The organism is Pseudomonas sp. CM27, assembly GCF_013179515.1.
Taxonomy (GTDB): Bacteria; Pseudomonadota; Gammaproteobacteria; order Pseudomonadales; family Pseudomonadaceae; genus Aquipseudomonas.
In genome coordinates this window covers 1-13,447 of record NZ_JABMCN010000166.1, presented here as the reverse complement: position 1 = coordinate 13,447, position 13,447 = coordinate 1, and the positions used below count along the sequence as shown (strand labels likewise).

Here is a 13,447-nt window from a genome sequence, read left to right as displayed (position 1 = left end):
TACGAATAAAGCCCAATACTAAAAAAATAGATGCCGCATTTGAGCGTGGCCGACAACAGGGGTATGAAGAAGGATTCAGTGCCGGCCATTCTTCTGGGTATAACAAAGGCCATAAAGAAGGATATGCATCAGGATTTGACTTCGGCAGAGATTTCGGGTCCAAATGGGGATTTGCCGAAGGCAAAATATCAGGAAGCAAACGACTCAATCGCCCTCTTCAAACCTTTGCCGAACGCGCTGAGCATATCTCGGAAGCACCATTACCTCTCGGAATTGTAACGAGCAAGTACTTTAACGCCGACCAAAATGACCACCTTAGGGTGCTAGCCAACTTACGACTTAGGGAGGCGGGCCTGGAACAGACCTATTTTCACAAATCGCAAATTAGCCCAGATTGGGACAGTCAAAGCTATATGAAGCTTATTCGAGAATTCGATGCTGCAACCCGCTTCAACCCCACAGGTAGTTAAGCCCTTTCAGATGACTGAACTTTGCAAAGGGCATGTAAATCTGATCAAGACACTCAATACTAGGCGCTGTGTGAAAAGTCTTGAGACGAAAATCAGGCAAGGCGAAAACAGCCGAGGAACGGTCGGGGTCGCGCCCGACTTTACGGGTTGTAAATGAACATTCCGAGGCTGTTTTCAACGCAGCATCACCGAGTATCAAGACTTTTCATACAGAGCCTACACCTCACCCGCATTCTGACCGGGGATCAGATGCTTGACGAAGTTGCACGGCCGGTGGCGGGCATCCAGCTGCTCCGCCAGAATCCCCTCCCAGGCCGTGCGGCATGCCCCGGTGGAGCCGGGTAGGCAGCACACCAGCGTGCGGTTGGACAACCCGGCCAAGGCTCGGCTCTGCACGGTCGAGGTGCCGATATCCAGAATCGACAGCGCCCGGAACAGCTCGCCAAAACCGTCGATGCGCTTGTCCAGCAGGCACTCGACCGCCTCCGGCGTGCTGTCGCGGCCGGTAAAGCCGGTACCGCCGGTAATCAGCACCACCTGCACCTGTTCATCGGCAATCCAGGTGGCCACCTGAGCGCGGATCTTGTACAGGTCGTCCTTGAGCAGCGCCCGCGCCACCAGGCGATGGCCGATCTCCACCGAACGGCTGGCCAGCAGCTGGCCAGAGGTGTCGTTGTCATAGGAACGGGTGTCGCTGACGGTCAGTACGGCGATGTTCAGCGGGACGAAGACCGCATCGGGTTGGACGCGCACGGTGTAGCTCCTTGAATGGCATTTGCGCCACGCTAGAGACATGGGCTGAAAGCGTCCAATCGATATGGCGAACTGCTTCATCGACAAGGTCTATCGCTGCCTGTACCGGCCCTATCGCCGGCAAGCCAGCTCCCACAGGTACGGCGCAGGCCTTGAGGGCAATGTCCTGAGTGAGCTGGCTTGCTAGCGACAGGGCCCGCACGGGCACCATCAAACAATGGCCAGCCACCGCAGAGTTGGTTAAGGTCAACACACCCCGCATGCCAGGCACTTCCATGGACATCAAGCAGCTCAAGTTCCTCATCGCCCTCGACCAGACCCGCCACTTCGGCCAGGCGGCGGCGCTGTGCCACATCACCCAGCCGACGCTGTCCATGCGCCTGCGCAACCTGGAAGACGAACTGGACCTGGTACTGGTCAAGCGTGGCCAGCGCTTCGAGGGCTTCACCGAGGCCGGCGAGCGCATTCTGGCCTGGGCCCGCACCCTGCTGGCCGCCCACGACGGCCTGCAGGCCGAAGCCGCCAGTTGCCGTGGCCAGGTGGTCGGCAGCCTGCGCCTGGGCACGGTGCCGCTGGCCAGTTTCAACCCCATGCACCTGCTGCTGCCGCTACGGGAAAAATACCCGGAGCTGCACTTCCAGCTCAGTTCGCTGAGCTCGGAACAGGTCATCGACGGCCTTAGCCGCAACCAGCTCGATCTGGGCATCTGCTACCTGGACCAGGTCAACACCAGCTTCTTCGAAGTGATCGAATTGGGCATCACCACCATGGGCCTGCTGCATGACACCCGGCACTTCCGGTTTGCCAGCGACAGCTTGCGCTGGGACGAACTCGGCGACATTCCGCTGGGGTTGCTGAGCAAAGGCATGCACTACCGCCAGTCGCTGGACCTGAGCTTCCGCAGCCGTGGCCTGGAGCCCAATGCAGTGCTGGAAAGCGACTCGAGCTTCCAGCTGATCCAGGCCATCAACACCGGCATGTGCTGCGCGATCATGCCGCTGGACTGCGGCCTGGAAGACCTCAGCGAGCACTTGCGCATCCTGCCGGTGGCCGACGCCGCCATTCATAGCCAAGTGGGCCTGCTGCTGCGCCGCAGCGAGCCGCGTTCGGCGATTGCCGAGCAGTGCTTTGACCAGGCGCGGGCGCTGTTTCAGGCCAGCTGATCGCCGGTCGCCTGGCGGTACTGGCGCGGGGTAAAGCCGGTCAGTTGCTTGAACTGGCGGCTGAACGCGCTGTGGTCGGTGTAGCCGCAGCGCATTGCCACCTCGGTAATCGGCAGCTCTGAATGCAGCAGGCGATGGGCATGTTCCAGACGCGCCTTGTGAATCATCTGCCGGGGTGTGAGGTGGAACACCCGCTTGCAATAGCGCTCCAGCTGAGCCACGGAAATGCCGGCGATGCGGGTCAGCTCGCGCATGCTGATCGGCTGGTGGAAGTGTTGGCGGATGTGTTCGTCGACGGCGGCAAGGCGCTGGTAGGCGGGGTGGCTGTCGGCGGCTGACTGCAGGTCGACCGATATGCCGACCAGGCCGATGATCTCCCCGGCCTGGTTGTGCAGCGGGCGCTTGTGGGTCAGGCACCAGCCGGGTTCGCGGCTGCCATAAAGATGCAGCTCCAGTTGGTCTTCCAGCACCAGCCCTTCCTTGAGTACGCGGCGGTCCTGCTCGGTGTAGCCGGGGCCCAGCTGTGCCGGGAACACTTCGGCGCTGGTCTTGCCCAGCAACGGCTGCAGGCGCTTGAGGCCGCAGCGCTGGACCAGGGTGTTGTTGGCCAGCACGTAGCGGGCGGCCGGGTCCTTGATGAAGATTGCGGCGTTGGGGATGGCGTCGAGGATCGGCAGCAGCAGCGAGACACCGGCCAGCAGGGCCTCGAGGGTGGCGGGGCGGTGCTGATCGAGGGACTGGTACAGGGTTGCCAGGGGGGTGACGGTCATCTGCTTTATCTCGGTTTGCTGTGTCGGCCTCTTCGCGGGTGAACCCGCTCCCATACTCACCTCGCAGCTTTCGAAGGCCACGCAGGACCTGTGGGAGCGGGTTTACCCGCGAAGAGGCCGGTGCACCGATTGAATCTCTACAGCCCTTGCGCGGTATGGCTTTCAGCCTATCCACCGGCCTTCAACCCCGCCACAAATTTTTTGCAACTGTGCCGATTTCGTCATGCCCCTTGCAGAAAACCATCAAGAACCCTCGCCCCGATCGGCCCATTCTATGCCCCACGCAAGCCGCCCACATGCAACAAGAGCGCGGCCCAGAAAGCCGCACCTCGTGACATCAGACCTGCCTATCCAATAACCAACAAAAAGGCGAACCCATGTCAGGCAAATTCAAGAAACAGCTGTCGTTGCTCGACCTCACTTTCATCGGCCTGGGGGCCATCTTCGGCTCCGGCTGGCTGTTCGCCGCCAGCCACGTCTCGGCCATCGCCGGCCCGGCCGGCATCCTCTCCTGGTTCCTCGGCGGCTTCGCCGTCCTGTTGCTGGGCATCGTCTACTGCGAACTGGGCGCCGCCCTGCCCCGCGCTGGCGGCGTGGTGCGCTACCCGGTGTACTCGCACGGCCCGCTGCTGGGTTACCTGATGGGCTTCATCACCCTGATCGCCTTTTCCAGCCTGATCGCCATCGAAGTGGTCGCCTCGCGCCAATACGCCGCCGCCTGGTTCCCCGAACTGACCAAGGCCGGCTCCAGCGACCCGACCGTGCTCGGCTGGCTGGTGCAGTTCGCCTTGCTGGGGTTGTTCTTCTTCCTCAACTACCGCAGCGTGAAAACCTTCGCCAAGGCCAACAACCTGGTCAGCGTGTTCAAGTTCATCGTGCCGCTGCTGGTGATCGGCGTGCTGTTCACCTTCTTCAAGCCGGAAAACTTCGAGGTCCAGGGCTTTGCTCCGTTCGGCCTGTCGGGCGTGGAAATGGCCGTGTCGGCTGGCGGCATCATCTTCGCCTACCTGGGCCTGACGCCGATCATTTCGGTAGCCAGCGAAGTGAAAAACCCGCAGCGCACCATCCCGATTGCGCTGATCCTCTCGGTGCTGCTGTCCACCGCGATCTACGCCCTGCTGCAACTGGCCTTCCTCGGCAGCGTGCCGACCGAAATGCTGGCCGACGGCTGGGCCAGCGTGACCAAGCAACTGGCCCTGCCCTACCGTGACATCGCCCTGGCCCTAGGCGTGGGCTGGCTGGCCTACCTGGTGGTGGCCGACGCAGTAATCTCGCCCAGCGGCTGCGGCAACATCTACATGAATGCCACCCCGCGCGTGATCTATGGCTGGGCGCAGACCGGCACCTTCTTCAAGTACTTCACCCGCATCGACGCCGAATCCGGCATCCCGCGCCCGGCGCTGTGGCTGACCTTTGCCCTGTCGGTGTTCTGGACCCTGCCGTTCCCGTCGTGGGAGGCGCTGATCAACGTGGTCTCCGCCGCCCTGGTACTGAGCTACGCCGTAGCCCCGGTCACCGTCGCCGCGCTGCGCCGCAACGCCCCCGACATGCCGCGCCCGTTCCGGGTCAAGGGCATGGCCGTGCTCGGCCCGCTGTCGTTCATCATCGCCGCGCTGATCGTGTACTGGTCCGGCTGGAACACCGTGTCGTGGCTGCTGGCGCTGCAAATCGTGATGTTCGTGCTGTACCTGCTGTGCGCTCGGTTCGTGCCCACCCAGCACCTGTCACTGGCCCAGCAAGTGCGCTCGTCGGCGTGGCTGATCGGATTCTACGCGGTGACCATCCTGCTGTCGTGGCTGGGCAGCTTCGGCGGCCTGGGGGTGATCGGCCACCCGCTCGACACCGTGGCCGTGGCCGCCTGTGCGCTGGGCATCTACTACTGGGGCGCGGCCACTGGCGTGCCGGCCCATTTGGTGCGCCTGGAAGGCGAGGACGAAAGCGAAGCCATCCAAGAGCCGCTGGCAGGCCAACGCCCGGCCGCGCTGGCTCGGTGAAGGATACTGGCCCTATCGCCGGCAAGCCAGCTCCCACAGGGGCTGCGCTGCCCCTGAGGCGGATGCAATACCCCAGAGGCCGATGCAATACCTGTGGGAGCTGGCTTGCCGGCGATGAGGCCAACATAAACAGCACAAGACCCTGCAGATCAAACAATGGACGAGCCCATGAAACAGATTCACGTCATCGACTCCCACACCGGCGGCGAACCCACCCGCCTGGTGATGAAAGGTTTCCCGCAATTGCACGGCCGCAGCATGGCCGAGCAGCGCGACGAACTGCGCGAGCTGCACGATCCATGGCGCCGCGCCTGCCTGCTGGAACCACGCGGCAACGATGTACTGGTCGGCGCACTGTACTGCCCACCGGTATCACCCGACGCCACCTGCGGGGTGATCTTCTTCAACAACGCCGGCTACCTGAACATGTGCGGCCACGGCACCATCGGCCTCGTCGCCTCGCTGCAGCACCTGGGCCTGATCGAACCTGGCGTGCACAAGATCGACACGCCGGTCGGCCAGGTCAGTGCCACCCTGCATGAAGACGGCGCCATCACCGTCGGCAACGTGCCCTCCTACCGCTACCGCCAACAAGTGGCGGTGGAGGTGCCCGGCCATGGCGTGGTGCGCGGCGACATCGCCTGGGGCGGCAACTGGTTCTTCCTGGTATCCGACCACGGCCAGCGCATCGAACTGGGCAACCGCGAGGCGCTGACCGAATACACCTGGGCAATGCTCAAGGCCCTCGAAGCCCAGGGCATCACCGGTGAAAACGGTGGCCCCATCGACCATGTCGAGCTGTTCGCCGACGACGCCAACGCCGACAGCCGCAATTTCGTGATGTGCCCCGGCAAGGCCTACGACCGCTCGCCCTGTGGCACTGGCACCAGCGCCAAGCTGGCCTGCCTGGCTGCCGACGGCAAGCTGGACGAAGGCCAGACCTGGGTGCAGGCCAGCATCACCGGCAGCCAGTTCCATGGCCGCTACGAGCGCGACGGCGAACGCATTCGCCCGTTCATCACAGGCCGCGCCTACATGACCGCCGACAGCACCTTGCTGATCGACGAACAGGACCCGTTCGCCTGGGGCATCTGACCCCGCTTTTATCCCGACTGAATACCGCCAGGAGCTACATCAATGACTAACAACATCTTCACCGGCACCATGCCCGCCCTGATGACCCCTTGCACCGCCGAGCGCAAGCCGGACTTCGACGCCCTGGTGCGCAAAGGCCGCGAATTGATCGAAGCCGGCATGAGCGCCGTGGTCTACTGCGGCTCGATGGGCGACTGGCCGCTACTGACCGAAGCCGAGCGCCAGGAAGGCGTGGCGCGCCTGGTGGCCGCCGGCATCCCGACCATCGTCGGCACCGGCGCGGTGAACACCCGCGAGGCCGTGGCCCATGCTGCCCACGCCGCCAAGGTAGGCGCCGCCGGCCTGATGGTCATCCCCCGCGTGCTCAGCCGCGGTGCCTCGCTGATCGCCCAGAAACACCACTTCTCGGCCATTCTCGCTGCCGCGCCGAAGCTGCCGGCGGTGATCTACAACAGCCCTTACTACGGCTTTGCCACCCGCGCCGACCTGTTCTTCGAGTTGCGCAGCGCGTTCCCCAACCTGATCGGCTTCAAGGAATTTGGCGGTGGCGCCGACCTGCGTTATGCCGCCGAGCACATTACCTCCAAGGATGACGACGTGACCCTGATGGTCGGCGTCGACACGCAGGTGGTGCATGGCTTCGTCAACTGCAACGCCACCGGCGCCATCACCGGCATCGGCAACGCCCTGCCGCGCGAAGTGCTGCACCTGGTGAGCCTGAGCAAGCAGGCGGCCAAGGGCGATGCCAAGGCCCGCCGCCTGGCACGCGAGCTGGAAGCGGCGCTGGCGGTGCTGTCGTCGTTCGATGAAGGCTGCGACCTGGTGCTGTACTACAAGCACCTGATGGTGCTGAACGGCGACCGCGAGTACGGCCTGCACTTCAACGAAACCGACGCACTGACCGACGCCCAGCGCAACTATGCCGAGCAGCAGTACGCGCTGTTCCGCAGCTGGTATGCCAGCTGGTCGGCCGAGCAGAACATCGCCTGATAACCCGGGGCCGCTGCGCAGCCCATCGCCGGCAAGCCAGCTCCACAGAGACTGCACAGGCCTGAGGCCGGTGATGATCCTGTGGGAGCTGGCTTGCCGGCGATGGGCCGCGCAGCGGCCCCTCATACCTGAAGCCCAAGGAGGCTCCATGACCCTGACAGGCAACCTGCTCATCGGCCAGACGCCGGTAACCGGCAGCCGCGAAGCCATCCACGCGGTCAACCCGGCCACCGGCCAGGCACTGCAACCCGCCTACCTCGGCGGCACCGGCGAACACGTGGCCCAGGCCTGTGCCCTGGCCTGGGAGGCGTTCGATGCCTACCGCGAAACTTCGCTGGAACAACGGGCCCGGTTCCTCGAAACCATCGCCGCGCAGGTCGAAGCGCTGGGCGATGTACTGATCGACCGCGCTGTAGCCGAAACCGGCCTGCCCAAGGCGCGTATCCAGGGCGAGCGTGGGCGTACCTGCACCCAGTTGCGCACCTTCGCCCGCGTGGTCCGGGCCGGCGAATGGCTGGACGTGCGGGTCGACAACGCCCTGCCCGAACGCCAGCCGGTGCCACGCGCCGACCTGCGCCAGCGCCAGGTGGCCCTGGGGCCGGTGGCTGTGTTCGGCGCCAGCAATTTCCCGCTGGCGTTCTCGGTGGCCGGTGGCGATACCGCCTCGGCCCTGGCCGCTGGCTGCCCGGTGGTGGTCAAGGCCCACGGCGCTCACCCCGGCACCAGCGAGCTGGTCGGCCAGGCGGTGGCACAAGCGGTGAAGTTGTGTGGCCTGCCGGCCGGGGTGTTCTCGTTGCTGTACGGTGCTGGCCGCGAAGTCGGCATCGCACTGGTCAGCGACCCGCGCATCAAGGCGGTTGGCTTCACCGGCTCGCGCAGCGGTGGGGTGGCGTTGTGCCAGGCGGCACAGGCGCGCCCGGAACCCATCCCGGTGTACGCCGAGATGAGTTCGATCAACCCGGTATTCCTGTTCGATGCCGCGCTGCAGGCGCGCGCCGAGGCACTGGCGCAAGGTTTCGTCGCCTCGCTGACCCAGGGCGCAGGCCAGTTCTGCACCAACCCCGGCCTGGTGATCGCCCGCCAGGGGCCGGCACTGCAGCGTTTTATCAGCGCCGCCAGCGAGCACGTGCACCAAGCCGCAGCGCAGACCATGCTCACAGCAGGCATCTTCAGCGCCTACCAGAACGGCGTCGACGCCCTGGCGCACAACCCCAACGCGCAGGCGGCCGCCAGCGGCCAGGTTGGCCTGGGCCCCAACCAGTGCCAGGCGCAGCTGTTCGTCACCCAGGCCGAAGCGTTCCTGGCCGACCCTGCGTTGCAAGCCGAAGTGTTCGGTGCGGCATCGTTGGTCGTGGCCTGCGCCAGCGATGAGCAGGTACGCCAGGTGGCCGAACACCTGGAAGGCCAGCTGACTGCCACCCTGCAACTGGATGAGGCCGACATCGCCAGCGCCCGCGCGCTGCTGCCAACCCTTGAGCGCAAGGCCGGGCGCATCCTGGTCAATGGCTGGCCTACCGGCGTCGAAGTGTGTGACGCCATGGTGCATGGCGGGCCGTTCCCGGCCACCTCCGATGCCCGCACCACCTCGGTGGGCACGGCGGCGATCCTGCGTTTCCTGCGCCCGGTGTGCTACCAGGACTTCCCTGATGCCCTGCTGCCGCAAGCGCTCAAGCACGGCAACCCGCTGCAGCTGCGGCGTCTGCTTGACGGCAAACGGGAAGCCTGAGCATGGTCGAAACGGCTGAAACCGATATCGCCGTGGTCGGCGCCGGTATTGTCGGCGTTGCCTGCGCCCTGCAACTGGCCCGCCAGGGCCGCCGGGTGCTGCTGATAGACCGCCAGGCGCCGGGCCAGGGCGCGTCCTACGGCAATGCCGGGCACCTGGCCACTGAACAAGTATTCCCGATTGCCGACCTGTCGATCCTCAAGCGCCTGCCGCGCATGCTGCTGGACCCGATGGGCCCGCTGCGCCTGGACTGGAAATACCTGCCCAAAGCCATGCCCTGGTTCACCCGCCTGCTGCTCAACCTGCGCCCGGCGCCGTTCCAGCGCAGCGTGGCCGGCATCCGGGCGCTGAACGAGGGCAGCCTGGGCGCCTGGCAGCGACTGCTGGGGTCGATCGGGCGCAGCGAGCTGTTTCACGAGGACGGTTCGCTGCTGGTGTTCGAGCGGCCTGAATCGCGCCGGGCACTGGAGGCCTTGCGCGCACGCCTGCAGCAGCAGGCGGTGCCGGTGGACCTCTGGTCGGCGCAAAGCGTGCGCGAAGCGGCGCCGCAGTTGAGCACGTCGTTGCTGGGCGGGCTGTTCTTCCCGCGTACCGGGCACTTCATCGACCCTTACCGGGTGGTGTGCGAGTTGTTCGAAGCGGCCAAGGCCAGTGGTGTGCGCTTTGTCCAGGCACAGGTCGATGGCGGACAGCTGCACAGCGCCGGCGTCAGCCTGAACAGTGACTGCGGCACGTTCGATGCTCGCCAGGTGTTGGTCAGCTGTGGTGCGCATTCGGCACGGCTGACCCATGCGCTGACGGGCAAGCGGGTACCGCTGGACACTGAGCGCGGCTACCACCTGATGTTGCCAGGCGAGCATCAGCGTCTGCCGTTTGCGGTCACTTCGCTGGAGCGCAAGTTCATCATGACGCCCATGGCTGACGGGCTGCGACTAGCCGGTACGGTGGAATTCGCCGGGCTGGAAGCGCCGCCGAGCATGCAGCGGGCGTGGCAGTTGCATCGGTTGAGCAAGGGATTGTTCCGGGAGGATTTGAGTGCTGACGGTGCAACGCCATGGATGGGATTCCGGCCTTCGTTGCCGGACTCGCTGCCGGTGATTGACCGGGTGTGTGATGGGCGGGTGCTGCTGGCGTTTGGGCATCAGCACTTGGGGTTGACGCAGGCGGCGGTGACGGCGGAATGGGTGGGGCGGTTGGCTGAGCGGGCCAGCGGAACAGAGATGGCAGCCTACCGGTTGGACCGGTTTTAGCCTGTGCCGGCCTATTCCCGGGTGAACCCGCTCCCACAGGGTCATTACAGTTTTGAACTGGTGCTGTACCTGTGGGAGCGGGTTTACCCGCGAATGGGCTGCAAAGCAGCCCCTCTGTGCCTCAGCGATACCGCTCAAGCCAGTGCGCATACGGCGCCGGCAAGGTCCAGGAGGCTTTCTCCACCCCCAGCTCCTTGGCCGCAAAGTAGGCCCAGTGCGGGTCAGCAAGGTGTGCACGCCCTACCGAAACCAGGTCCAGCTGGTTGGCCTGCAACGCGGCCTCCGCCAGCTGCGGCGTACCAAAGCCCCACGCCGAAGTCACCGGCAGCTTCGCCTCGCGGCGCACGCGCTCGGCAATCGGCCCCATGAACGCCGGGCCCCACGGGATATTGGTGTCAGGAATGGTGAAGCCGACACTCACGCTCAGCAGGTCGAGGCCGCCGGCTTTGAAACGGCGCGCCAGCTCGATCGATTCTTCCAGGGTCTGCTCGTCGCGGCCGTCGTATTCCAGCACACCGAAACGCGCGGTCAATGGCAGGTTCTCCGGCCACACTTCACGCACCGCCGCCAGGGTTTCCAGCAGGAAGCGGCTGCGGTTGTCGAAGCTGCCGCCATAAGCGTCGGTACGTTTGTTGGAGTGTTCGGAGAAGAAGCTCTGGCCCAGGTAGCCGTGGGCAAAGTGCAGCTCGATCCACTCGAAGCCGGCATCGCGCGCACGGCGTGCGGCATCGACGAAGTCCTGCTTGACCCGGGCGATGTCGTCCAGGGTCATTGCACGCGGCACTTTCGGCAGGTGCGCGCCAAAGGCGATGGCGGACGGGGCGATGGTGTCCCAGCCGCGGGCATCATCGGCAGCAATGTGGTCGTCACCTTCCCACGGCCGGTTGGCGCTGGCCTTGCGCCCGGCGTGGGCGATCTGGATGCCCGGCACGGAACCGGCGGCCTTGATCGCCTGCACCACCGGCACGAACGCCTGGGCATGGGCATCGCTCCAGATACCCGCGCAGCCGGGGGTAATACGGCCTTCCGGCGCCACGGCGGTAGCTTCGACCACCAGCAGGCCGGCGCCGCCACGGGCCAGGCCAGCCAGGTGCACGTGGTGCCAGTCATTGATCATGCCGTCCTCGGCCATGTACTGGCACATGGGCGGAATGGCGATGCGGTTGCGCAGGGTGACGTCCTTGAGGGTGTAGGGTTCGAACAAAGCGGACATGGGCAGAACTCCCGGGCTATTTGATTACGATAGTTCGATCATAATCGAACTATGGCAATTAATGATAGCCCCGTTATGATGACGACCATGCGAGCCTACCCACACCCCAATTCTGAAGACCTGACCCTGGAACGCCTGCTCTATGCCTTGAGCGACCCGGTGCGCCTGGGTATCGTGCGCCACCTGGCGGGCGTTGCCGAAGCCAGCTGCGGCGAGCTGGACGGCGGGCGGCCGAAATCGAGCATGTCCCACCACTTCCGCGTATTGCGCGATGCGGGGCTGGTGCATACCCGCAATGTGGGGACTACCCACATGAATTCGCTGCGTAGCGAGATGCTGGGTGAGCGGTTTCCCGGGTTGCTGGAGTGCATCCTGCGCCAACAGTAACTTGGCAGCCTAACTCGGCCCATGTAGGAGCGGCCTTGTGTCGCGAAAGGGCCGCAAGGCGGCCCCGGCCATATGTGCGGCGAAGCTGAATTCCGGGGGCCGCTACGCGCCCCTTTCGCGACACAAGGCCGCTCCTACAAGGGCCGCATTAGCTTGCAGGTTTTGCATGGATCAGGGCAAACCGGCACACCTGCCCTCCCCTGAGCATGCATTCCTCATGGCTGACCTCGGCACCTCCCAAGGTGCCGATCAACGCCAGGTCCAGCTCGCACACCACCGGATGCACCTTGGCCAGGTGATGGAACACGCAGTTGTGCGCGACGATCTGCGGCTCCCCCGTCGAACGGAAGAACACCTGCGCCTCATACCCCGCGTTGTTCATATGCTCGACGATGCGCGCCTCATCCACCACCTGGTGCTCCAGGTCCGCCGCCAGCTTGCGCCCCAACTGACGCATCAGCGCCAGCAACGCCTCCTGCCCCACCAGGCCAGCCACTTCGGCAATCAGCAGGTTGGCCAATAGCGGGTACTGGCGGGGAAACTGCTCGCGGGCATGCTCGGTCAGTTCGTGCAACTGCTCCGGGCGCCGCCCGGTTGGTCGAGTGGCGCCGCGCTTGACCAGTCCGTCACGCTCCAGCGCGGCCAGGTGTTGTCGCACTGCTGTGCGGGTGATGGCCAGGGCCTGCGCCAGGTCGTCGATGCTCATGCCGGCCGGCTGATGCAGCAACGTGTAGAGCAGGTCCTTTTGGGTACGGCCCAGGCCTTCGAGCATCAGAACTTGTCCGGGAACTGTTTGACCAACGCGGCAGCCAGGGCGTCGGACAGGGTCAGGATGTGTTCGCGCATCATCGCCCAGGTGCGTGCCTCACCGGCATAGTCGCCGGCCGCCAACTGGTCAATCTGCACCACATGGTGGCCGCCGTGGGCACTGAGCAGCGTCAGCAAGGTCGCCTCGGGCAAGTTTGGGTTCGCCTTGGCCAGGAATGCAGCGATGGCCTTGGCATTGGTTGTCAGCTCATCAACCGCCGCTTGCTGGCCCTTTTTGTCCTTGCCCACGGTGGCATCGCTGTAATGCTTGATTGCGCCCCAGTGGCCCGCCAGCAGTTTCAGTAACTGGTCGGCAGCGGGTTGGCCATAAAGCGGAGCAATGCTATTGGCGATTCTTGTCGCATCGCTAACCACTTCGTTGGCGGCCACTGCAGCCTGCCTGGCGTTGCCGGCCTGGTTGGCCACGGCGTAGTTGCGAACCCAGAAGATGTGCTCGACCCACAGGTCGCGCAGGGCCATGCGCGTGGTCACTGCAGCGGATTCGGCGGGTTTGGCGGCAGCGGTGCTGGCGTAACTCTGGCTCCATGCCGGCTGGGCGCACAGGGCGAACAGCACAAGTGCAGCAATCTTGGTGTTCATGACGGCACCCTCCTTGAGGGGATCGACTGACAAGATTAATTTAAGCATCAATATATGTTTTTATTGCGCGCCTGCCAGGTTTCCGATCAGTGGTTTTTTGTACAATCGAGTAGGAGGCGGGCTCACACCCGCCGTCCTCTCACACCACCGTGCGTACGGTTCCGTACACGGCGGTTCAAGCTATGCGGCTAAGCCGGTTGATCGTATCCAGTATCGAGACCAGTCCGAG

Annotated in this window: 12 protein-coding genes and 1 pseudogene; 8 read left to right on the top strand and 5 right to left on the bottom strand. The window is 64.5% G+C overall.

Annotation, left to right across the window (positions count from 1 at the left end):
• Positions 1 to 470 (top strand): annotated as a pseudogene (locus HP547_RS19580) (hypothetical protein); the annotation flags it as partial.
• A gap of 216 nt (positions 471 to 686) precedes the next feature.
• Here the strand turns inward: HP547_RS19580 and moaB are convergent.
• Positions 687 to 1,223 carry a molybdenum cofactor biosynthesis protein B gene (moaB, locus tag HP547_RS19575; protein WP_172225566.1) on the bottom strand — a complete coding sequence of 179 codons (537 nt, stop codon included), beginning with the start codon at positions 1,221 to 1,223 and terminating at the stop codon, positions 687 to 689.
• A 275-nt stretch (positions 1,224 to 1,498) separates the two neighbouring features.
• Between moaB and HP547_RS19570 the strand changes: the two genes are divergently transcribed.
• The gene (locus tag HP547_RS19570) at positions 1,499 to 2,386 is read left to right on the top strand and encodes a LysR family transcriptional regulator (protein ID WP_172287131.1); all 888 of its coding nucleotides are present in this window, start codon (positions 1,499 to 1,501) and stop codon (positions 2,384 to 2,386) included.
• Here HP547_RS19570 and HP547_RS19565 read toward each other — a convergent pair.
• Entirely contained in the window at positions 2,374 to 3,156 is a 783-nt protein-coding gene (locus HP547_RS19565; RefSeq protein ID WP_172287130.1) for an AraC family transcriptional regulator, read from the bottom strand. The genes HP547_RS19570 and HP547_RS19565 overlap by 13 nt on opposite strands.
• A 377-nt stretch (positions 3,157 to 3,533) precedes the next feature.
• On the opposite strand from HP547_RS19565, the gene HP547_RS19560 reads away from it, so the two are divergent.
• The 5 genes from HP547_RS19560 (at position 3,534) to HP547_RS19540 (ending at position 10,211) form a co-directional block, all read left to right on the top strand.
• On the top strand, positions 3,534 to 5,150 hold the full coding sequence (locus HP547_RS19560) for an APC family permease (RefSeq protein ID WP_172287129.1): 1,617 nt from the start codon (positions 3,534 to 3,536) through the stop codon (positions 5,148 to 5,150).
• Between the two features lie 168 nt (positions 5,151 to 5,318).
• Positions 5,319 to 6,245 carry a 4-hydroxyproline epimerase gene (locus HP547_RS19555; RefSeq protein ID WP_172232500.1) on the top strand — a complete coding sequence of 309 codons (927 nt, stop codon included), beginning with the start codon at positions 5,319 to 5,321 and terminating at the stop codon, positions 6,243 to 6,245.
• Positions 6,246 to 6,287: 42 nt separating this feature from the next.
• Positions 6,288 to 7,235: a dihydrodipicolinate synthase family protein gene (locus HP547_RS19550; protein WP_172287128.1), complete on the top strand. Its 948-nt coding sequence runs from the start codon at positions 6,288 to 6,290 to the stop codon at positions 7,233 to 7,235.
• Between the two features lie 148 nt (positions 7,236 to 7,383).
• Positions 7,384 to 8,961: an aldehyde dehydrogenase (NADP(+)) gene (locus HP547_RS19545; protein WP_172287127.1), complete on the top strand. Its 1,578-nt coding sequence runs from the start codon at positions 7,384 to 7,386 to the stop codon at positions 8,959 to 8,961.
• A gap of 2 nt (positions 8,962 to 8,963) precedes the next feature.
• Entirely contained in the window at positions 8,964 to 10,211 is a 1,248-nt protein-coding gene (locus HP547_RS19540) for an FAD-binding oxidoreductase (protein ID WP_172287126.1), read from the top strand.
• Positions 10,212 to 10,332: 121 nt separating this feature from the next.
• On the opposite strand, the gene xenA is transcribed toward HP547_RS19540, so the two are convergent.
• A complete protein-coding gene (gene xenA, locus HP547_RS19535) occupies positions 10,333 to 11,424 on the bottom strand; it encodes a xenobiotic reductase XenA (protein WP_172287125.1) in 1,092 nt (363 codons plus the stop codon).
• A 51-nt stretch (positions 11,425 to 11,475) separates the two neighbouring features.
• On the opposite strand from xenA, the gene HP547_RS19530 reads away from it, so the two are divergent.
• Complete coding sequence (locus tag HP547_RS19530) at positions 11,476 to 11,811, top strand: helix-turn-helix transcriptional regulator (RefSeq protein ID WP_172219430.1); 336 nt, start codon at positions 11,476 to 11,478, stop codon at positions 11,809 to 11,811.
• A gap of 148 nt (positions 11,812 to 11,959) precedes the next feature.
• On the opposite strand, the gene HP547_RS19525 is transcribed toward HP547_RS19530, so the two are convergent.
• Positions 11,960 to 12,583 carry a metalloregulator ArsR/SmtB family transcription factor gene (locus HP547_RS19525; protein WP_172287124.1) on the bottom strand — a complete coding sequence of 208 codons (624 nt, stop codon included), beginning with the start codon at positions 12,581 to 12,583 and terminating at the stop codon, positions 11,960 to 11,962.
• The gene (locus HP547_RS19520; protein ID WP_172287123.1) at positions 12,583 to 13,218 is read right to left on the bottom strand and encodes a hypothetical protein; all 636 of its coding nucleotides are present in this window, start codon (positions 13,216 to 13,218) and stop codon (positions 12,583 to 12,585) included. Before HP547_RS19520 ends, HP547_RS19525 begins: the two co-directional genes overlap by 1 nt.
• Positions 13,219 to 13,447: the final 229 nt, after the last annotated feature.